General features: G+C 69.3%; 19 protein-coding genes. 7 read left to right on the forward strand and 12 right to left on the reverse strand.

Annotation, left to right across the window (positions count from 1 at the left end; all coding sequences use genetic code 11):
- Positions 1-46: 46 nt before the first annotated feature.
- Positions 47-736, reverse strand: a complete 690-nt coding sequence (gene ispD, locus ACYVAG_RS14020) for a 2-C-methyl-D-erythritol 4-phosphate cytidylyltransferase (protein WP_460770630.1) — start codon at positions 734-736, stop codon at positions 47-49.
- 13 nt (positions 737-749) lie between these two features.
- A complete protein-coding gene (locus ACYVAG_RS14025) occupies positions 750-1,235 on the reverse strand; it encodes a CarD family transcriptional regulator (RefSeq protein ID WP_460770632.1) in 486 nt (161 codons plus the stop codon).
- A 258-nt stretch (positions 1,236-1,493) separates the two neighbouring features.
- On the opposite strand from ACYVAG_RS14025, the gene ACYVAG_RS14030 reads away from it, so the two are divergent.
- Positions 1,494-2,048, forward strand: a complete 555-nt coding sequence (locus tag ACYVAG_RS14030; RefSeq protein WP_460770634.1) for a hypothetical protein — start codon at positions 1,494-1,496, stop codon at positions 2,046-2,048.
- A gap of 261 nt (positions 2,049-2,309) precedes the next feature.
- Here ACYVAG_RS14030 and ACYVAG_RS14035 read toward each other — a convergent pair whose 3' ends face one another.
- The 3 genes from ACYVAG_RS14035 to ACYVAG_RS14045 are packed head-to-tail and all read right to left on the reverse strand — an operon-like array spanning position 2,310 to position 5,192.
- Positions 2,310-3,251, reverse strand: a complete 942-nt coding sequence (locus tag ACYVAG_RS14035; RefSeq protein WP_460770636.1) for a ribose-phosphate diphosphokinase — start codon at positions 3,249-3,251, stop codon at positions 2,310-2,312.
- A gap of 58 nt (positions 3,252-3,309) precedes the next feature.
- On the reverse strand, positions 3,310-3,987 hold the full coding sequence (locus tag ACYVAG_RS14040) for a response regulator transcription factor (RefSeq protein WP_460770638.1): 678 nt from the start codon (positions 3,985-3,987) through the stop codon (positions 3,310-3,312).
- Positions 3,984-5,192 carry a sensor histidine kinase gene (locus ACYVAG_RS14045; protein WP_460770640.1) on the reverse strand — a complete coding sequence of 403 codons (1,209 nt, stop codon included), beginning with the start codon at positions 5,190-5,192 and terminating at the stop codon, positions 3,984-3,986. Before ACYVAG_RS14045 ends, ACYVAG_RS14040 begins: the two co-directional genes overlap by 4 nt.
- Before the next feature lie 187 nt (positions 5,193-5,379).
- Here ACYVAG_RS14045 and phoU point away from each other — a divergent pair, with 187 nt between their 5' ends.
- Positions 5,380-6,045 (forward strand): phosphate signaling complex protein PhoU, encoded by a 666-nt coding sequence (phoU, locus tag ACYVAG_RS14050; protein ID WP_460770641.1) that lies wholly within the window; start codon positions 5,380-5,382, stop codon positions 6,043-6,045.
- Positions 6,046-6,231: 186 nt separating this feature from the next.
- Here phoU and ACYVAG_RS14055 read toward each other — a convergent pair whose 3' ends face one another.
- Positions 6,232-7,134 (reverse strand): hypothetical protein, encoded by a 903-nt coding sequence (locus ACYVAG_RS14055; RefSeq protein ID WP_460770643.1) that lies wholly within the window; start codon positions 7,132-7,134, stop codon positions 6,232-6,234.
- Between the two features lie 175 nt (positions 7,135-7,309).
- Entirely contained in the window at positions 7,310-8,065 is a 756-nt protein-coding gene (locus tag ACYVAG_RS14060; RefSeq protein ID WP_460770644.1) for a phosphoglyceromutase, read from the reverse strand.
- Positions 8,066-8,126: 61 nt separating this feature from the next.
- Between ACYVAG_RS14060 and ACYVAG_RS14065 the strand changes: the two genes are divergently transcribed.
- The gene (locus ACYVAG_RS14065; RefSeq protein ID WP_460770645.1) at positions 8,127-8,909 is read left to right on the forward strand and encodes an SDR family NAD(P)-dependent oxidoreductase; all 783 of its coding nucleotides are present in this window, start codon (positions 8,127-8,129) and stop codon (positions 8,907-8,909) included.
- A 103-nt stretch (positions 8,910-9,012) separates the two neighbouring features.
- Here the strand turns inward: ACYVAG_RS14065 and ACYVAG_RS14070 are convergent, their stop codons facing one another.
- Positions 9,013-9,540 carry a type III secretion system chaperone family protein gene (locus ACYVAG_RS14070; RefSeq protein ID WP_460770647.1) on the reverse strand — a complete coding sequence of 176 codons (528 nt, stop codon included), beginning with the start codon at positions 9,538-9,540 and terminating at the stop codon, positions 9,013-9,015.
- Positions 9,541-9,712: 172 nt separating this feature from the next.
- Between ACYVAG_RS14070 and aspA the strand changes: the two genes are divergently transcribed.
- Together aspA and ACYVAG_RS14080 are read left to right on the forward strand one after the other, a co-directional pair.
- Complete coding sequence (gene aspA, locus ACYVAG_RS14075; protein ID WP_460770649.1) at positions 9,713-11,158, forward strand: aspartate ammonia-lyase; 1,446 nt, start codon at positions 9,713-9,715, stop codon at positions 11,156-11,158.
- Positions 11,159-11,163: 5 nt separating this feature from the next.
- Positions 11,164-12,501: an anaerobic C4-dicarboxylate transporter gene (locus tag ACYVAG_RS14080; RefSeq protein WP_460770650.1), complete on the forward strand. Its 1,338-nt coding sequence runs from the start codon at positions 11,164-11,166 to the stop codon at positions 12,499-12,501.
- A 301-nt stretch (positions 12,502-12,802) separates the two neighbouring features.
- Here the strand turns inward: ACYVAG_RS14080 and ACYVAG_RS14085 are convergent, their stop codons facing one another.
- Positions 12,803-13,366, reverse strand: coding sequence for a hypothetical protein (locus ACYVAG_RS14085; protein WP_460770652.1), 564 nt, complete (start codon positions 13,364-13,366; stop codon positions 12,803-12,805).
- A 188-nt stretch (positions 13,367-13,554) separates the two neighbouring features.
- Between ACYVAG_RS14085 and ACYVAG_RS14090 the strand changes: the two genes are divergently transcribed.
- The gene (locus tag ACYVAG_RS14090) at positions 13,555-15,045 is read left to right on the forward strand and encodes an APC family permease (protein WP_460770653.1); all 1,491 of its coding nucleotides are present in this window, start codon (positions 13,555-13,557) and stop codon (positions 15,043-15,045) included.
- 267 nt (positions 15,046-15,312) lie between these two features.
- Here the strand turns inward: ACYVAG_RS14090 and ACYVAG_RS14095 are convergent, their stop codons facing one another.
- Entirely contained in the window at positions 15,313-16,575 is a 1,263-nt protein-coding gene (locus ACYVAG_RS14095; protein WP_460770655.1) for a L,D-transpeptidase, read from the reverse strand.
- Between the two features lie 135 nt (positions 16,576-16,710).
- On the opposite strand from ACYVAG_RS14095, the gene ACYVAG_RS14100 reads away from it, so the two are divergent.
- Positions 16,711-17,772, forward strand: coding sequence for a HEAT repeat domain-containing protein (locus tag ACYVAG_RS14100; RefSeq protein WP_460770657.1), 1,062 nt, complete (start codon positions 16,711-16,713; stop codon positions 17,770-17,772).
- Positions 17,773-17,829: 57 nt separating this feature from the next.
- Here the strand turns inward: ACYVAG_RS14100 and ACYVAG_RS14105 are convergent, their stop codons facing one another.
- Together ACYVAG_RS14105 and ACYVAG_RS14110 are read right to left on the reverse strand one after the other, a co-directional pair.
- Positions 17,830-19,380 carry a HEAT repeat domain-containing protein gene (locus tag ACYVAG_RS14105; protein ID WP_460770659.1) on the reverse strand — a complete coding sequence of 517 codons (1,551 nt, stop codon included), beginning with the start codon at positions 19,378-19,380 and terminating at the stop codon, positions 17,830-17,832.
- Between the two features lie 351 nt (positions 19,381-19,731).
- Positions 19,732-20,139: a hypothetical protein gene (locus tag ACYVAG_RS14110; protein ID WP_460770661.1), complete on the reverse strand. Its 408-nt coding sequence runs from the start codon at positions 20,137-20,139 to the stop codon at positions 19,732-19,734.
- Positions 20,140-20,590 lie beyond the last annotated feature (451 nt).

The following is a 20,590-nucleotide window of genomic DNA, read 5'->3' on the forward strand; positions in this document are numbered from 1 at the left end:
AGCGCCAGCGAGTCGAAGCCACGCCGCTTCCACTCGCTTCGCTCGCTCAGCGAGCGTCGGACGCCAGCAGCGCCTCCGCCACCGTCAGGTCGAACGGCTCGGTGATCTTCAGCGCGAGCCGCGACCCCTCCACCAGGTGCACCGCGTGGCCGACGGCCTCGCACGCCGCCGCGTCGTCGGTGACCTCCAGGCCCCGGGCGGCGATCTCGTCGTGGGCGGCGACCAGGCTCGCCAGGTCGAACCCCTGCGGCGTCTGGACCCCGAACAGGCCGGCCCGGTCGACGACCTCGGAGGACTCCCCCACGACCCGGCGGATCGAATCAATCACCGGGAGGGCGGGGACCACGGCCACGTGACCGGCCTCGACCGACGCGACGACGTCGCGCACCACCTCGACGGGGACCAGCGGTCGCGCGGCGTCGTGGACCAGCACGATGCGGGCCCCCGCGCAGGCGGCCAGGCCCCGGCGTACGCTCTGTTGCCGCTCGGCGCCGCCCACCACCAGCGTCGTGGGGATCGCGGCCTCGTCCAGCACCGCGGCGAAGCGGGCCTCGAAGCCCGCCGGGATGACGACCACCGCGCGATCCGCGCCGCCTTCCGCGAGCCGATCGACCGACCGGCGCACGAGCGTGACGCCGGCGAGCTCGACGAGCGCCTTCGGCACACCGGCGGCGAGCCGGGAACCAGAACCGGCCGCCGCCACGAGGGCGACGACCGGCTGCGGGGTGTTGTTCACGGATGGAACGGTGTCAGGACGCGAGGACCTCGTCAAGCATGGTCTCGGCCTTGGCCTCTTCGACCTTCTCGGCGAGCGCGAGCTCGGAGACGAGGATCTGGCGGGCCTTCGCCAACATGCGCTTCTCGCCGGCCGACAGCCCGCGGTCCTTCTCGCGGCGCCACAGGTCGCGGACGACCTCGGACACCTTCATCACGTTCCCGGAGTGAAGCTTCTCCAGGTTCGCCTTGTATCGGCGCGACCAGTTGGTCGGCTCTTCGGTGTGGGGAGCCCGCAGGACGGAGAAGACCTTCTCCAGACCCGCCGCGTCAACCACGTCCCGAACGCCGACCAGATCGAGGTTGCAGGCCGGGACGCGAACGACGAGGTCGTTCTGTCCGACGATGCGGAGGACCAGGTAGAGTCGGTCCTCTCCCTTGATCTGACGGGTCTCGATGTCCTCGATGACGGCCGCCCCATGATTGGGATAGACCACCGTTTCTCCGACTGTGAAGGTCATATTGTTAGAACCCCTTTCCCGCAGACCAGTTTAGCACGTTCTCAGGATCACTCCCGAGGCGTTCCCGCTAGTCAGAGCGCGATAAGGGTCACGAGAGGGTCTTGACACCCGGTCAAAGATGTGCCTCCATGGGAGGGTCGGGGGTGGCGTACGCGCCCTCGCCGGACGCGGGATCGGACGCTCCGCGGGCGGGGCACGGCAAATCTCGCTAGGCTGCACGCGTCACCGCACTCGCCCGAGGAGAGAACCACCGTGGTCGTGTCCAAGCCCACCCGCACCGTCGCCGCCGCCGTCCTGTCGATCGGCCTGGCACTCGGCGCGACCGCCTGCTCCACGCCGCAGACCCTGATCCCCTACACGCCGGCCGAGGGCGTCAACATCGACGTGAAGCGCGGCACCGACGTGCCGCTGAAGGTGCGCAACCTGCTGATCATGACCAAGCAGAAGGGCCAGGGCACCCTGGTGGGCGCCATCGTCTCCCAGCAGCCCGACACCCTGACCTCGGTCAACGGGCGCCTCATCACCGTGAAGGGCGAGCCGGGCGGCACGCTCGGCCCCGCACAGGCGAACGTGGAGATCCGGGCCAACGAGCTGGTCAACCTGCTCGACCAGCCGGCCATCAGCCTGAACGCGACCGACCTCGTCCCCGGCCAGACCGCCGACCTCGTCCTGACGTTCAAGACGGCCGGCCCGGTCACCCTGCGGGTGCCGGTGATCGACGGTACGCAGGAGGACTACAAGACCGCGTCGCCGAAGCCCGCGTCGGCTTCGGCTTCGGCTTCGGCGACACCGTCGGCGACGGCGACGCCGTAACTCCTCGTCTCGCTGGCGCTCGCTCGGAGAACGTTGAGCCACGCTGGCGCTCGCTCGGAGAACGTTGAGCCACGCTGGCTGCGCGAGGCACGAGTCGAAGCGCTGGCTGAGCGAGGCACGAGTCGAAGCGCTGGCTGAGCGAGGCACGAGTCGAAGCGCTGGCTGAGCGAGGCACGAGTCGAAGCGCTGGCTGAGCGAGGCACGAGTCGAAGCCACGAAAGGGCCGGCCGGGATCATCCCGGCCGGCCCTTCTTCGTTGCGTCAGTTGAACAGCGACGACACCGACTCGCCGGAGTTGTGGCGGCGTACGGCCTCGGCGAACAGCGGCGCGACCGAGCGCGTCTCGAGCTTGGCGGGCGTACGCTCCGGCGTCAGCGGAACCGTGTTGGTCGTGACGATCTCCGACACGATGTCCTGGCCGTTGAGGCGCTCGACGGCCTTGCCGGTGAACAGACCGTGCGTACACGCGATCGAGATCGACTTGACGTTGTATTCCTTCAGCCGGTCCATCAGCTCGATCATCGAGCCAGCGGTCGCGATCTCGTCGTCGATGATGATGACGTCCTTGCCCTCGACGTCGCCGACGATGCGGTCGATGACGACCTTGTCGTCGGCCTCGCGGCGCTTCGAGCCGGCGGCGACCGGCAGGCCGAGCAGGCGCGCGAACTGCGACGCGACCTTCGCATAGCCGAAGTCGGGCGACACCACGACGGTGTCGGACAGGTCCTTGCGGGCGTAGTGGTCGGCCAGCTCGTGGACCGCGGTCAGGTGGTCGACCGGCACGCCGAAGAAGCCGTGGACCTGCTCGGAGTGGAGCGCCATGGTGATCACGCGGGTCGCGCCGGCGGTCTGCAGCAGGTCGGCGACGAGGCGGCCGCCGATGGAGATGCGGGACGCGTCCTTCTTGTCGGACCGCGCGTACGCGTAGTGGGGGATGACGGCCGTGATGTGGCTGGCCGAGGCGCCGCGGGCGGCGTCCAGCATCAGCATCAGCTCGACCAGGTTCTCCTGCACCGGCGGCACCAGGGGCTGGACGATGTAGACGTCCTTGCGGCGGCAATTCGCCTGCAGCTGCACCTGGATGCAGTCGTTCGAGAAGCGGGTGATGTCGGCCGGGGAGAGATCGACGCCAAGGATGTCGCACATCTCCTTGGCGAACTCGGGGGCGGCGGATCCGGTGAAAACGGTGATGTCGTCGGTCACGGCACTCACCCTAGCGTTCACCTGGCGTTCACGCGGAGCCGCCGTGGGCGTACGCGGGTCAGCCCTCGAACTTGTAGCCCAGCCCGCGCACCGTGATCAGATAGCGCGGGCTCGTCGGGTCGGGCTCGATCTTCGAGCGCAGGCGCTTGATGTGGACGTCCAGCGTCTTGGTGTCGCCCACATAGTCGGCGCCCCAGATGCGGTCGATGAGCTGGCCGCGCGTCATCACCCGGCCGGCATTGCGCAACAGCATCTCGAGCAGTTCGAACTCCTTGAGCGCGAGCTTCACATTGGTGCCGTTGACCGAGACGGTGTGGCGCTCGACGTCCATGCGTACGCCGGAGCTCTCGACCACGTCGGGCACCAGCTCGACGTCCTGGCCGCGGCGCAGCACCGCGCGGATGCGGGCGACGAGCTCGCGGTGGGAGAACGGCTTGGTGACGTAGTCGTCGGCGCCCAGCTCGAGCCCGACGACCTTGTCGACCTCCGAGTCGCGGGCGGTGACCATGATCACGGGCACGCTCCCCCGCAGCCGGAGCTGGCGGCAGACCTCGGTGCCGGGCAGGCCCGGCATCATCAGGTCGAGCAGCACGATGTCGGCGCCGGCGCGGTCATATTCGGCGAGGCCCTGCGTACCGTCGGGGGCCTCGACGACCTCGAAGCCCTCCTTGCGCAGCATGTAGGCCAACGCCTCGCGGTAGGACTCCTCGTCTTCGACGACCAGGACTCGGGTCATGACATCTCCTCGATCGGCGCAGGGACGGGCCCCTGCGCAGGGTGCTGGTCGCGCTCGGCGTACGCCGGGACGCGAATGGTGAACGTCGAGCCCTGGCCCTCCTGGGACCAGACGTTGACGGTGCCGCCGTGGGCGGCGGCGATGTGCTTGACGATGGACAGGCCGAGGCCGGTGCCGCCGTTGGCGCGACTGCGGGCGTAGTCGACCCGATAGAACCGCTCGAACACGCGGTGGAGGTCACCGGCGGCGATGCCGATGCCGGAATCGGACACCGAGATCTCGACGTGGGTGTCGTCGGCATCGGTGACCGTCCGCGCGGCGACGGCCACGCGCCCGCGGGGGTCGGAATAGATGATGGCGTTCTCGACGAGGTTGACGACGGCGGTGGCGAGCTGTTCGGCGTCGCCGACGACCTCGCAGCCGCGCTGGCCCGCGCGCGTGAGGTTGATGGACTTGCCGGCGGCCGCCTCGCGGCACCGGTCGAGGGCGTCGTCGATGACGTCGTCGATCTCGACGACGTCGGCGGTCATCAGGGGGTCGTCGGCCTGCAGCCGCGACAGCTCGATGATCTGGCCGACGAGTTCGCCGAGGCGGGCGGACTCCTTGTTCATGCGGCCGGCGAAGTTGCGCACGGCGTCGGGGTCGTCGGCGGCGTCGGTGACGGCCTCGCTGAGCAGCGAGATGGCGCCGATCGGGGTCTTCAGCTCGTGGCTGACGTTCGCGACGAAGTCGCGGCGGGTCTCCTCGACGCGGCGGGCGGCGGTGCGGTCCTCGGCCAGGACGAGGATGAGGTTCTCGACGGCGGCGACGCGGGCCGACAGGAAGAGCGTGGGGTTGCCGCCCCCGCGGCGGAGCTGGAGTTCCATGGTGCGGATCTCGCGGTCGCGGCGTACGTCGCGGACCAGCTCGAGCAGCGTGGGAACCGCGATGCGGGTGCCGCGGACGAGGCCGAGGGTGCGGGCCTGCGAGGTCGACTGGAGGACCTCGTCGTGGGGACCCACGATGACGGCCGAGGAGCGCAGCACACTGATCACCTCGGAGACACCCGGCGGGATCTCGGGTTGGGGCGTGATGTCGAGCTCGGGCTGTTCGGGCGCCGGATCAGTCGCCGCCGGGGCGCGCCTGGGCCGGGCGACGAGCGCACCGAGGCACACCCCCACCACCAGGGCGAGGGCCGAGACGACGAACAGGGTCACGGATCGCATCCTAGGGGGACGTCACCAGTGGATCGGGCCGGCTGGGGGCCTGACACTGACCGCCAGCTAAGCAATTGGTAAAGTGTTCACCCCCCGTTAACCGCGCGTGGCCGGTGTGCGAGATTCGTCACCTAAGTTGGGGTCTCACGCCGCGTGGCACCCCGATCGCGGCAGCGCCACCCAAGGAGGAGAACACATGCGTGATTCCTATCGTGAGGAACTCGACTCCGTCGTCGACGACCTCGTCGAGATGTCCCAGCTCGTGGCGGTGGCGGTGGGCACGGCGACGAAGTCGCTGCTGAACGCCGACCTCCAGCTCGCGGAGCAGGTCATCACCAACGACGCGAAGATCGACAACTCCCACAACGACATCGAGGCGCGCTGCTTCTCCCTGCTCGCCCGACAGGCCCCGGTCGCCGGCGAGCTGCGTACGGTCGTCGCGGCCCTGCGCATGGTCGCCGAGATGGCCCGCATGGGCGACCTGTCGGCCCACGTCGCCAAGATCGCCCGCATGCGCTTCCCCGAGAAGGCCGTGCCGGCGGGGCTCGAGCCCAACTTCGCCCGCATGGCCGAGGTCGCCGAGCACATGGTCACCCAGGCCGGCGAGACCCTGCGTACGCGCGATGTGGCCGTGGCCAACCAGCTGTCGGTCCACGACGAGGAGATGGACGAACTGCGCCGCAGCCAGTTCCGCATCCTGCTGGGCGAGGACTGGAGCCACGGCGTCGAGGCGGCGGTGGACGTGGCGCTGCTGGGCCGCTATTACGAGCGCATCGCCGACCACGCGGTCTCGATGGGTCGCCGCGTGATCTATGTGGTCACGGGCGAGACGTCGGGCGACGCGACGTGGACGCAGGCGTGATTCTGGGCTGAAAGGCGCGTACGCGGCCCCGCTCCGGTTCGGAGCGGGGCCGCGGTGCATTGGGGGTGCTGTTGGAGAACGTTCCTGCAGTTGGCGAGTCGGAATTGCGTTGGCGAACGTTGCACCGTTCGCGAGGACAACTGACGTTCGCCAACTGCAGGAGCGTTCGCCAACGCGTACGCGGTCTCACGCCGCCCTGGCCTCCGCCCGCCAGATCGCCATCAGCCGGTCCTCCTCGTAGAGGTCGGCCCATCCCCACCGCGTGACTCCCCACCCGTCAGCGCGGAAGGCCGCCTCGCGGCGCTTCTCGGCCATGATCTCGTCGGCCGCGGACCGCCCGAAGGTGCCTTCATATTTCCCCTTCCCGTCGAACTCCCCCGTCACTCGCAGCTCGGGCCACAGGAAGTCGGGTCGACCGAGGAACACACCCGTGCGCGAGTGGAAGACCTCCACCTGGAGTTGGGGCTTCGGGATGCCGAGCCGGTGCAGCACCACCCGGCTGAACGACTCGGCCGGGCTCTCCGCCCGCCCGTCGGCGAACTCGATGGCGACCCGGAGCCTCCCGACGCCGTGGGCACCTCGAAGCATGGCGGCACGCTCCTCCAACTCCTCCCTCTGCAGACCGGTGCGCAGAGCTGCGTCGAGGACGGCGACCGACTTGTGCATGGGCAGGGTACGCCCGAGGTCGATGACCGTGCGGACCATCGTGGTGACGGTCATGCCGTTGACGTCGGTCAGGTCTTCCGCGGGAAGGGGTGCGCGCCGAAGCCGAAGGAGTCGCGTGGTCGTTCCGCCGGCCGATGTCGAGCCCTCGGACGGGCGGGTGACGGTGACCTGGGTCAGATCGGAGCGCCATACGGGGAGTTGATGAAGGACAGCCGCCGACAGGTGACTGATGGCCGCGCCCGGACCGAGCCTGGGCCAGGTCGCTGCGATCAACTCCTCGTGGCGCTGATTCGGGTCGTCGGCGAGCGGGGTCTCGGCGTACGCGCCCCGGCGAATGGGTCGCAGGACGCCTTCACGGACCAGAGCGCGGATGGATGCGGGGGTGTGCCCTTCGGCGTACAGGCTGGAGGTGGTTCGAAGCATGGATCAATCGCAGCAGATCCTGACGGCCTTTGGGGAAGTTATCCACAGGCTCGGGCGGGCGATCGCCCGTGCGTTGGAGAACGATCCTGCAGTTGGCGAGTCGAAATTGCGTTGGCGAACGTTGCAACGTTCGCGAGGACAACGAACGTTCGCCAACTGCAGGACCGCTCGCGAACTACTTCTTGCCCTGGTTCTTGACCGCCTCGATCGACGCCTTCGCCGCCTCCGGGTCGAGGTAGCGCCCGCCCTTGGTCACCGGCAACATGTCGGCGTCCAGCTCGTAGTACAGCGGGATGCCGGTCGGGATGTTCAGCCCCGCGATGTCGGCGTCGGAGATGTTGTCGAGGTGCTTGACCAGCGCGCGCAGCGAGTTGCCGTGGGCCGTCACCAGCACCGTCTTTCCGGCCTTCAGGTCAGGGACGATGTCGCTCTCCCAATAAGGCAGCATGCGGGCGACGACGTCCTTGAGACATTCGGTACGCGGGCGCGCGGCCTCGGGGATGTCGGCGTACCGCGGGTCGTTGAACTGGGAGAACTCGTCGTCGACGTCGAGCGGGGGCGGCGGGGTGTCATACGACCGGCGCCACTCCATGAACTGCTCCTCGCCGAACTCCTCCAGCGTCTGGGCCTTGTTCTTGCCCTGCAGCGCTCCGTAGTGGCGCTCGTTCAGGCGCCACGACCGCTTCACGGGGATCCAGTGGCGGTCGCAGCCGTCGAGCGCCAGATGGGCCGTGTGGATCGCGCGCCGCAGCAGCGAGGTGTGCAGCACGTCGGGGAGCAGGTCCTCCGCGGCCAGCAGTTCGGCGCCGCGCTTGGCCTCGCGTACGCCTTTTTCGTTGATGTCGACGTCCACCCAGCCGGTGAACAGGTTCTTGGCGTTCCACTCGCTCTCACCGTGGCGGAGCAGGATCAGCTTTGCGTTCTGGCTCATGCATTTCACCCTATTCCCCGGACGCGACCGGGACCGCCGGGGGGTTTGGCATGATCGCCCAATGACCACTCCCCCGCGCCCGTCCGAACGTCCCGCCGAAGATCCCGCCGATCGCCTCGCCGTCGTCACCGGCGCCAGCAGCGGCATCGGCGCCGCCACCGCCCGCGCGCTCGCCGCCGAGGGGTTCACGGTGGTGTGTGCGGCGCGGCGTTCCGACCGAGTGTCGGCGCTGGCGCAGGAGATCGGCGGGCGGGCGGTGACGTGCGACATCACCGACGACGCGTCGGTGGCGGCACTGGTGGCCGAGGTCGGCGACCGGCTCGACCTGCTGGTGAACAACGCGGGTGGGGCGGTGGGCCAGGAGCCGCTTGAGGTTGCCGACCTGGACGCGTGGGAGACCATGTTCGCGACCAACGTGTTCGGCACGGCGCGGGTCACCAAGGCGCTGCTGCCGGCGCTCATCGCGGCCGCCGGGCAGGTCGTGTTCGTGACCTCGACGGCGGCGGAGGCCGCGTACGAGGGTGGGGCCGGCTATTGCGGCGCCAAGGCGGCGGAGCGATCGATGGTCGGGGCGCTGCGGCTGGAGATCGTGGACAGGCCGGTACGCGTGGCCGAGGTCGCGCCCGGCATGGTCCACACCGAGGAGTTCTCGCTGGTGCGGTTCGCCGGTGACAAGGAGAAGGCCGACGCGGTGTACGCGGGGGTCGAGCCGCTGGTGGCCTCTGATGTGGCCGACTGCATCGCGTGGATCGCGACCAGGCCGTCGCACGTGAACATCGACCGGCTGGTGGTGCGGCCGCGGGCGCAGGCGGCGAACCACAAGGTGCACCGGAACGCTGGCTGAGCGAGGCCGCCTGCGGCCGAGTCGAAGCCAGCTTCGACTCCTTCGTCGCTCAGCCAGCGTGGTGGGGCGACGTCGCTCAGCCAGCGTGGTGGGGCGACGTCACTCAGCCAGCGTCCGAGTCGGCCTTCGCAAGGTCGTCCGGGTCGGCCAGGTGGCGGAACGAGGCGAGGTTCGCGGTCGACTCGCCGCGCGAGACGCGCCACTGCCATTCCTTCTTGATCGACGACGCGAACCCCAGCTCCAGAATGGTGTTGAACGACTCGTCGGAGGTCTCGGCCACGGCGCCGAGGATCCGGTCGATCTCCTTGCTGGTCACCGATTCCAGCGTGAGGCGGCCGATCAGGTAGATGTCGCCCATGCGGTCGGTGGCGAACGCGACGCCGTGGGACTTGAGGTTGCGCTCGAGCAGCCAGCGATAGACCGCGGCGTGGTTCTCGTCGGGGTTGCGGGCCACGAACGCGCGTACCTCCACCGAGTGGGCGCCCACGACCAGGGCGCAATCGGTCTGGAGCTTGCGGGTTCCGGGGAGGACGGCGGAGAACGTGCCGGGCTCGGCCTCGGACCAGTCGAGGCCGAGGTCGTCGAGGGACTCCCGGATGACGGCCCGGGCGTTCTGGGCGGCGGAGGACATGGGGCCAGCGTACGGGACGTGATCTTGCTCACCGGATTCCTCGTGCGATGCACAGAAATCCCGCGAAACCCCTAGTGGCCCCACAGATGTTCCCCTCCGACCCGCGGATCGGTCGCGAAGTCGCAGGAGTAGGGTCCAGATTGTTCAACAATCCGCTCGAAGAGGAGCCCCCATGAATGCCGCCCATCGCACCGAAGAAGATCTTCTGGGCACCCGCGAAGTCCCCACCGACGCCTACTACGGCGTCCACACCCTGCGCGCGATCGAGAACTTCACGATCTCCGACCGCACCATCAACGACGTCCCGGACTTCATCCGAGGCATGGTGCAGGTGAAGAAAGCGACGGCGCTGGCGAACGAGGAACTGGGCGCGCTCCCCACCGACATCAAGGACGCCATCGTCTGGGCGTGTGACGAGATCCTCGAACGCGGTCGCTGCATGAACCAGTTCCCCGTCGACGTGTTCCAGGGCGGAGCCGGCACCTCGGTGAACATGAACACCAACGAGGTCATCGCGAACCTCGCGCTCGAACACCTGGGCCAGCCCAAGGGCGCGTACGACGTCGTGAATCCCAACGACCACGTGAATCGCAGCCAGTCGACCAACGACGCGTACCCCTCGGGGTTCCGCGTCGGCCTGTACGCCCACCTGCAGCATCTCCTTGCAGCGATGGAAAAGCTCATCGAGGCGTTCGAGGCGAAGAGTGTGGAATTCGAGCACGTGTTGAAGATGGGGCGTACGCAGCTGCAGGACGCGGTGCCGATGACGCTGGGCCAGGAGTTCGGCGGCTGGGCGGCGACGCTGCGCGAGGAGGTCGAGAAGGTCAGTGATTTCGCGAAGCTGCTGCTCGAGGTGAACCTGGGCGCGACGGCGATCGGCACGGGGGTGAACACCCCGAAGGGGTACGCGCTGCTGTCGGTCCAGAAGCTGTCAGAGGTCACGGGCTATCCGTGCTTGCCTGCGCCGAACCTGATCGAGGCGACGAGCGACTGCGGCGCGTACGTCATGGTGCACGCGGCCCTCAAGCGCTTCGCCATGAAGCTGTCGAAGATCTGCAACGACCTGCGGCTGCTCTCGTCGGGACCGCGCGCGGGGCTGAAGGAGATCAACCTGCCGGAGCTGCAGGCGGGCTCGTCGATCATGCCGGCGAAGGTGAACCCGGTGATCCCGGAGGTCGTGAACCAGGTGTGCTTCAAGGTGTTCGGCAACGACGTGACGGTGACGTACGCGGCGGAGGCCGGCCAGCTGCAGCTCAACGTGATGGAGCCCGTGATCGGGCAGTCGATGTTCGAGTCGGTGTCGCTGTTGACCAACGCCTGCGACAACCTGCGCGAGCGCTGCATCGTCGGCATCACGGCGAACGAGGAGCGCTGCCGCGACTATGTCCTGAACTCGATCGGCATCGTGACCTATCTCAACGACATCATCGGCCACCACAACGGTGACCTGATCGGCAAGGAGTGCGCGGCGACCGGCAAGTCCGTACGCGAGGTCGTGCTCGAGCGCGGACTGATGTCGGCGGAGCACCTCGACGAGATCTTCTCGGTCGAGAACCTCATGCACCCGAAGGATGTCACCGCGACCACGCAGCAGCTCGATCCCCAGGCTGCGAGGTAATCGTCATGATGATCTGGATCCACCTGCTGGTCGTGCTCGCCGCGATCTTCCTGGGGGCAAGGATCGGCGGCATCGGCATCGGGTACGCCGGCGGCCTCGGCGTGCTCGGGTTGGCGCTGCTGGGCGTGAAGGTGAAGACCGCCGACATGCCGATGGACGTCGTCGTGATCATCATGTCGGTGATCGCCGCGATCGCCGCGATGCAGGTCGCGGGTGGCATGGACTATCTGGTTCACCTTGCAGACAAGGTGTTGCGGAAGAACCCGAAGGGGTTGATGTTCCTGGCGCCGGCGATCACGTATTTCATGACGTGGATGGCCGGCACCGGCCACACGGCATTCTCGACGATGCCCGTGATCACGGAAGTCGCCAAGGAGAACAACATCCGGCCGTCGCGGCCGCTGTCGATCGCGGTGGTGTCGAGCCAGATCGCGATCACGTCGTCGCCGATCTCGGCCGCGGTGGTGTTCTTGTCGCAGGCGCTCGCGAAGCCGCACGGCGGCCAGCCCGCGGTTGACTATCTCGAGATCCTCGCGATCACCTTCCTGGCCACGTTTCCCGCGTGCATGATCGTCGCCGGCCTGATGTTGCTGTGGGAGAAGGTCGACAAGAAGTCGGCGCTCGAGCACGACCCGGTCTATCAGGACCGCCTGGCGAAGGGGCTCGTCAGCCACCGCGACACCTCGAGCTATGTGCCGACGCGATCGGCGAAGCTGTCGGTGGCGATCTTCCTGGCGGGCATCGTCGCGGTCATGGCGTACGCGACTGCGATCAGCGACAAGTTCAAGTGGATCAAGAATCCGCCGATGCCGCGCGACGCCGCCATCATCGCGTTCATGTTGACGATCGCGACGTTGATCGTGCTGCTGTGCAAGGTGGTTCCGGGCGAGATCCTGTCGGCGCCGACGTTCAAGTCCGGCATGTCGGCGTCGGTCTGCGTACTGGGTGTGGCCTGGCTGGGCACGACGTTCGTCAACGCCCACATCGACACCATCAAGCGCGTGTCGGGCAACCTGCTGCAGGACCACTCGTGGCTGCTGGCCGTGGTGTTGTTCTTCGCGGCCTCGCTGCTGTATTCGCAGGCGGCGACGGCCAAGGCGCTGATGCCGGCGGCGATCGCGCTGGGCGTGGGCAACGTCGGCATCGTGGCGGCGTTCGCGGCCGTGTCGGCACTGTTCGTGCTGCCGACCTATCCGACGCTGCTCGCGGCGGTGGAGATGGACGACACGGGGTCGACGCGGATCGGCAAGGCAGTGTTCAACCACCCGTTCCTGGTGCCAGGGGTGCTGACGATCGCGATCGCCGTGGCGCTGGGCTATGTGTTCGGGGCGATGATCCTGTGAGGGTTGTCCGGTCGGCGTGAATCAGGCCTGATCGGGGCTGGACCGGGACGGTCATGGGGCGGGACTCGATGCGAGTCCCGCCCCGTTCTCGTTTGGTGGGGGTGTGAAATGCGCACGAGTGTGCGCAACACGCCGATGGGACCGGCCCCCGAGATGTGGGATGCGCACGGGTGTGCGCAAAACGCCGAGGGCCGGGCCCCCGAGAGGTGCGAAGGGCACAAGTGTGCGCAAAACGCCGACGGAACGGGCCCCAGGATGTGAAAAGCGCACACCTGCGCGCATTTCACACTCCCGCAGGCGACTACGCCTCGTCGGACGCGTCCTCCTCCGCGTCCCGACGCTCACCCCGGCGCTTGATCAGCCCCATGCCGGGCAGGCCCTGCATCGCGTGGCTCAGGTCCTGCACCGCGTCCAGGATGTTGTGGACGTCAGGGCCCACGGCATCGAGTTGGGTGACGAGGGCAGGCAGGCGGTCCATCAGGTCCTTCATCGCGCGGACCTCGGCGGGCGAGATGTCGGACAAGATCTCGTCGATGATCGGGAGCGCTTTGGGAGCCAGCGACTCGAGTGGCGCAACCATGCCTTCGCTGCGTCCCAGCAGGGCCTCCGCGCGGGCCACGACCTCGTCGGTGCGCGCCCGCGTGCGATCGGCGGCCTCGGCGACCTCCTCGGCCCGGGTCGCGGCGTTCTCCGCCCGGTCGAGGAGTGCTTCGGTGCGCGACAGCAACGCCTCCCCGCGGTCGACCATGGCGATCAGTCGCGGCACGAGGTCGACGAGTTCGCGCACCCGCTCGTTGCCGTCGCTCACACCCCGCAGCACGGAGTCGGCGGCGGCGAGCAGGTCGGTGGGTCCCAGGATGCGCATGGGGACATCCTGCCGCGTCCGCCAAAGGTGCGGATCACCGGTCGACTACACCCAACGATCCTCATGCGTGGAACGCCCCGGCCGAACACGCATGCGGATCACTGGGCATACTCACCCGACGATCCTCACCGATGACTTCCCCTGACCCCGGCTCAGGAGCAGAATCACCCGGAACGGAAGGAGCCCCCATGTCGACCGCCACCCCCGCAGCCGATTCGCCAGCCCCGAAAACCCCCGACGCCCCCACCGGGAACATCCCCGGGCCCGAGGGAGAGACGCAACTCAAGCGGGCCATCGGTCCCGGCCTGTTGCTGCTGTTCATCATCGGCGACATCCTCGGCACCGGGGTCTATGCGCTGACCGGCAAGGTCGCGAAGGAGGTCGGCGGCGCCGTGTGGCTGCCGTTCCTGTGCGCCTTCCTCGTCGCGCTCCTGACGGCGTGCTCCTATCTCGAGCTCGTGACGAAATATCCGAAGGCCGGCGGCGCCGCCGTCTATGCCCACAAGGCGTTCGGAGTCCACTTCGTCACGTTCCTCATGGCGTTCGCCGTCATGTGCTCCGGCCTCACGTCAGCCTCCAGCGCCGCGCTGTCCTTCGCCAGCAACATGTCCAAGGCGCTCGGGCTCGACCTGAAGACAGGCTCGCTCGGGCTTCTGCTGCTGGGGTTGGGATTCATGACGCTGATCGCCCTGATCAACCTGCGCGGCATCAGCGAATCGGTGAAGGTGAACGTCATCCTCACCCTCGTCGAGCTCAGCGGCCTGCTGATCATCATCACCATCGGCGTGGTCGCGATCGGCCAGGGCAAGGGCAACCTCGCGGCCGCCGGCGACCTCACCGTCAAGGAGGGATCGAACCCGTTCTTCGCCGTCTCGGCCGCCACCGCCCTCGCGTTCTTCGCCCTCGTGGGGTTCGAGGACTCCGTCAACATGGCCGAGGAGACCAAGGACCCCGTGAAGATCTTTCCCAAGATCATGCTGATCGGCCTGACCGTGACCGGCGTGATCTATGTGCTGGTGGGCATCGCGTCGGTCGCCCTGGTCCCGCCGACCAAGCTCGGCGAGGGGAACACGCCCCTGCTCAAGGTCGTCGAGGCCGGCGCTCCCTGGTTCCCCGTCGCGATCTTCGCGGTCATCACGATGTTCGCGGTCGCCAACTCGGCGCTGATCAACATGCTCATGGCGTCCCGTCTCCTCTATGGCCTCGCCCACGAGCGCGTGCTCCCACCGCCGCTCGGCAAGGTGCTGAAGAACCGGCGTACGCCGTGGGTCGCCATCCTGTTCACGACCGCGCTCGCGTTCGGGCTGGTGGCGTTCGTGAACCTCGAGGCGCTGGGCGGGACGACTTCGCTGCTGTTGCTGGCGGTGTTCACGGTCTGCAACATCGCTGTGTTGGTGTTGCGCCGCGACAAGGTCGAGCACAAGCACTTCAAGGCCCCGACGATCGTGCCCGTGCTGGGCGCGATCCTGTGCGCGTTCCTCGCGAGCCCGCTGTCGAAGCGGGCGGTGAACGACTACAAGGTGGCGGGGATCCTCCTGCTGATCGGCATCGGCCTGTGGGCGCTGCACGCGGTGGTCAGCCGAGCGTTGAAGTCGTCGAACGCCCCAGAGGACATCGACGAGCTCAGCGGCCACCCGAAGGACCTGAACCGGCAGAGGCAGAGCCGGCCGTACACGTGACTTCGACTCGGCCCGGGCGGCCTCGCTCAGTCAGCGTGGTGGGGGGCCGCGGGCGGCCTCGCTCAGTCAGCGTGGTGGGGGGCCGCGGGCGGCCTCGCTCGGTCAGCGTGGTGGGGGGCCGCGGGCGGCCTCGCTCGGTCAGCGTGGTGGGGGGCCGCGGGGCCTGCGTACGCATCCCGTCGTCCCGTGTGCGCAAGTTGGGTGTCCACCCCGGCGTGTCGACGCAACTCGTGCAGCGGTGTGCACGAGTTGCGTAAGAGGGGGGCCTCAGCTCAGCGCCGACTTCTTCTTCCACTCGTCCCAGCTGATGTCCCACTCGCTCCAGCCGTTGCCGAACTCGAGCGTGCGGTCCGAACCCGTGAACACCACGGGGTCGCCGATCTGCGAGGTGGAATAGAGCGCATACATCTGCTCCTCCGACATGCCGACGCAGCCGTGGGAGGCGTTGACCTTGCCGAACTTGCCCTCGTTCCACGGGGCGGAGTGGATGAACTCGCCCGAACCCGTGACGCGCAGCGCGTACGCGACCTTGACCGAATAGCCCTCCGACGAGTCGCGGGAGATGCCGGTCGTCTCCGACTCCATCTTGATGTTCTCGGCCTTCTCCATGACGACCTTGGTGCCGGAGCGGGTGACGAACCCCTCCTTGCCGGCCGACATCGGATAGGTCTTCGGCGACTGGTTCTCGACCTCCCAGGAGATCGTGTGGTTGGCGATGTCGACCTTGCCGACCTGCTTGCGGCCGATCTTGAGCTTGAGGGTGCGGCTCTCCTGGCCATACAGGCCGTTGCCGGCGTTGACCCCGTTGAGGTTGGCGTCGAGGTTCACCTCGGTTCCCGGCTGCCAATAGTCCTTGGGGCGCCAGTGGACCGTCTTGTCGTCCATCCAGCCCCACGAACCCTCCTGGGCGGGGACCGACGTGACGTGCATGTTGCGCTCGAACTCGGCCTTGTTCGCCACGGGGTGGTCGAACTGGATCACCACGGGCTGGGCCACGCCGAACGGGCCGCCCTGCACCGGCGTCAGCGTCGGGAACACCTCGCTCGACCGCGCCACGGCCGCCGTCGTGAACTGGACCTTCTCGGTCTTCCGGGCGCCACCCTCGCCCGAGCCCGTCGCCGTCACCGTGTACGTCGCCGACGGGTCCAACCGCGTACGCGCCACCCAGGCGCCCTTGTCGTTGACCGCACCGTCGATCTTCGGGACCGTGCTCTTGCCGGACGCCGTCGAGCTGACCGTGACGGACTCGACCTTGCCGGACGTCGGCGTGACGGTGATCTGGGTGTCGACGGGCACACCCCTGGCGCCGTTGGCGACGTTCACGGCCAGGCCGAAGGGCCCGGCGGCGGAGGGGGACGCCGAGGGGGCAGCGCTCGTGGCCACGGCCGTCGGCGTCGCCGACGCGGGCGAGGACGGCGTCGCGGCTCCGGCGTCCGGCGCGGCAGATCCGGCTGCGGACGGCGCGCCGCCACCGCAGCCGCTCACCAGCAGCAGTCCCGATACGGCCAACGCCGACCAACGCTTCGACACCCGAGTCTCCCCCATTGCGCATATCCCCCAGTCAGTTCGGTCATCCAAGGGTGCCACGCCGGAGTGGATTTCCCCGATTCGTCCGGCGTCACGATTGGGTCGCGATCGGTTCGTCGCCCCCGCTACCCTCCCCTCATGGAGCCCCTCCGCATCGGCGAGGTCGCCCGCCGCAGCGGCCTCACCGTCCGCACCCTGCGCCACTGGGACGAACTCGGCCTCCTCACCCCCTCGGCCCGCACCTGGGGCGACCACCGCCTCTACGACGCCGCCGACCTCGACCGCCTCCTCGCGATCGTCCACCTGCGTTCGCTCGGCCTGTCGCTGACCGACATCAGGCAGGCCCTCGACGACCCAGAGTTCGACGCCGAGGCCGCGCTGGCCGACCAGATCACGGCCGTACGCAGCCGCCTCGACCACGAGCGTCGCCTCCTGGAGCGGCTCGAACAGCTGCGTGACCCCGCCCGGCGCGGCTGGTCCGACGTGCTCGACGCCGTCGCGCTGACGACCGCGCTGGAGGACCCGCACGCCCACGTCCGCGTGCGGGCCGCCCTCGACGCGCCCGATTCCGTCGGCGTCGACGTGCTGCTCGACCGGGTCGTGGGCGACCCCGACCAGGCGGTCCGCGAGACCCTCACCTGGGCGCTGGCGCGGCAGGACGCCGATGTCGTCGACGCGGTGCTCGCGCGCCTCGATAACGCCGACCCCGGCGTACGGCTCCAGTTGGCGCATGTCCTCAGCAAGCTCCATGACGTACGCGCGGTCCCGCCGCTGGTCGCGTTGCTGCGCGACCCGGACGCCGAGGTCGTGACCAAGGCCGCGTTCGCCCTCGGCCGGCTGGGCGACGAGCGCGCGATCGATCGGCTCGCCGCGCTGCTCGGTCAGGGGGACGCAGGCCAGCGCGACACGGTGGCGTCGGCCCTGGGCGGGTTCGGGGAGGCCGCGGTCGGGCCGGTCGCGCGGGCGCTGGGCAGCGCGGCCGCGCGTACGCGGGAGCACGCCGCGGAGACGTTGGGCCTGGCCGGCTCGGACGCGGCGATCGGGGCCTTGACGGCCGCATTGGGTGACGACGATGCGGAGGTCAGGCTCGCCGCGGTGATGGCGCTCGGGGAACTGCCGGGCGCGGGGGCGGTGGTCGCGGCCGCGCGCCGGTCGGAGGACCCCCGTGTACGCGGGGTCGCGGCGCGGCTCGCCCGCTGAGCCAACAGAGGTCTGCACGGTGCCGTGAGTACGCGGCACCGTGCAGACATATCCCACTCAGCCCACCCGTTCGACCCCCAGCAGGCTGACGCGGCGCGTCGCCAGGAGGTCGCCGACGACGAAGCCGGGGTCGGCGACGCACGCCTGGGCGGTCAGCACGTGGTCGGCCAGGAATCCCGCGACCGCTCCCGCGCTCAGTCGCTCGACCACCGCCTCGGGCCGCCCCGACGTCCGTGCATCGGCCTCGGCCCGCGCCGCGACCCCGCCGAGCACGTCGCCCGGCACGTCCTGCGGCTCGATCCAGCGCGGCGCGCGGAACGCGACCTGCTGGGCCACCTGGTGGGCGACCTCGTCGCCGAGGGCCTCCTCGGTGGCATAGCCGATCAACGCCGCGGCGACGGGTACGCCGGCCTCGACCGTGGTCGCGCTCGCCACCCGCCCCGGCACGCGGACGACCCGGACGAGCTCCACCGGGGCTCCGGTCGTCGCCGCCAGGTCGGCGAGGACGTCGGCGACGGGGCGCCCATTGATGTCGGTCGCCAGCACGGCCTCGCGGTCCGCCCCGGCTGCCGCCAGTTCGGCCAGGTCGTCGGCGAGGCGGGCCAGCGTACGCGTGCCCGCGACCACCGCCGATCCGCACCGCAGCTCGACGGCCGCGTTGCCGGAGACGGCCACGCGTACGGCCGTCTCGCCGGCCCCGACCGCCTTGTGCAGCAGGGAATCCCGAGCCGCAGCCAGGTCTCCCCCGGCCTCGGTCAGCGCCTGCCGGCATCGCGCGAGCCCGGCGTCGGTCTGGCTGCGCAACCAGCGCAGCTGTGCCGTTTCCGTGAGGTCAGTTGGCGCCGGGGCGACCTCGGCGACCCGCCGCTCCCGCAGGCGCCGGGCCAGCGCCGCCACCGCCCGGTCGTCGCTCGCGGACGCGTCGGCGAGCGCGCGCTCGACCAGCGGCCCGCGCAGGTTCTCCAGTGCGGCCACGGCCTCGAACCGCACGTCGGCGTCGGCGTCGGACACGAGGTCGATGAGGTCCAGCGCGGCCGGCTGGGCGAGCGCCCCGAGGTGGGTCGCGACGCGCACCGCGGCCAGGCGTACGCCGGGGTCGGCCGACCGCAGCGCCTCCGCCGTCGGGGCGACGGCGGCGGAGCCGAAGCCGGCGAGGGCGGAGGTGAGTACGGAGCGCTGCTCCGTCGTGCCGCGGCCCAGCTGGGCGGCGAGGGCGGGGACGACCGACGGGTCGCCCGACTGGCCGGCCGCCCACCAGGCGCGGGCAGCGACGGCGTCGACGGGATCGGCGACCAGCGGGCGCAGGCGGGGGCCGTCCTCGGGGCGGGCAAGCTTGCTGAGCACGTGGGTGGCCTGCAGTCGGGCCAGCCAGCGGTCGCTGGTGAGGGCGTCCTCGAGGGCGGGAAGGGCGGCGTCGACCACCCGCAGCACCGCCCAGCTCAGCGACTCGCGGACCGAGAACTCGGGCTCGGTGCCGAGCCGCTCGACCAGCGCCTGCGCGGCGCGGGGGTCGCGGAGGGTGCCGAGTTCGACGGCGGCCTCGATACGGAGGTCGTGGTCGGGATCGGACAGGGCGTCGATGAGGCGGTCGAGTCGGTCGTAGGTCATGGGGACGACCGTAGAACCTCACGCGGGGTGAGGTTCAAGTGCGCCGCTGGGTGAGCGAGGAAGGGTCGAAGCCACGCCGCCCCACGCTGGCTGAGCGACGAAGGAGTGAACGCTGGCTGAGCGACGAAGGAGTCGAAGCCACCCACCCCACGCTGGCTGAGCGACGAAGGAGTCGAAGCCACCACGCCCCACGCTGGCTGAGCGACGAAGGAGTGAACGCTGGCTGAGCGACGAAGGAGTCGAAGCCACCCCGCCCCACGCTGGCTGAGCGACGAAGGAGTCGAAGCCACCCCGCCCCCACGCTCTCCGAGCGAGGCCGCCCGCGGCCGAGACGAGGAGCTCGTCTCGGCGTCACTCGCCCACCCGCCTGGCCCACGCCACGTCGATGTCCGACCGCCGCCACCGGGCTCGCAACTCCGCCCGGTCACCGTGGACGAGGTCCGCGAGATCGATGACCAGTCTGCTCGCGATGCTTGGGAAGGCGGTGGCGCCGACGTCCCAGGGGGCAACCTCGACGTAGGCCGCGCGCAGGCACGCCTGTGGTGAGATGAACTCCCTGACCCGGGGGCGATCACCGCGCGGATCCCGGCCGCTCAACCCGCGGGCAAGCATGAGGGCGTCGGCCTCCAACTGGTGCACGGCAACGAGGAACCAGCGTTCAACATCGGTGGGAGATCGGCGCTCGAGGAGCACGGCGGCCCGCACCACCAGTGCCGCCACACGGTCCACGCTCGCTTGCATGACAGAGGTTTCATCCATGCCGTCACCATGTCCACGCAGGGCGATAACGGTGCAGGGGTGCGCAGATCTGTGGACACCTTCATCACGGTACGCGCGTCTGTGGACAACTCATCCTGCGACCGGGACGTTGACGCGAGACCTTGTTGGATTTCCGAATTCTCTAACAGGCGCCCACCCGAGCGGTCAGTGTGGACGAATCACGACGATCGGCTCCGAACACGCCCATAACTGGGTGGAGACGGCGATCCTGGTGATTTGTCCTGTTTTCAGCTCGGATCGGCGGCAGGGCGCGTTGGCGAGGGGGCTGCTCCTCGTCTCGGAGAACGTAAGAGGCCGCTCCTCGCTCAGCCCACGCTGGCTGAGCGACGAAGGAGTCGAAGCCACTCCTCGTCTCGGCCGCAGACGGCCTCGCTCGGAGAACGTGAAGGTTCGCTCCTCGTCTCGGCCGCAGACGGCCTCGCTCGGAGAA

The sequence above is a fragment of the Mariniluteicoccus flavus genome (genome assembly GCF_054776655.1).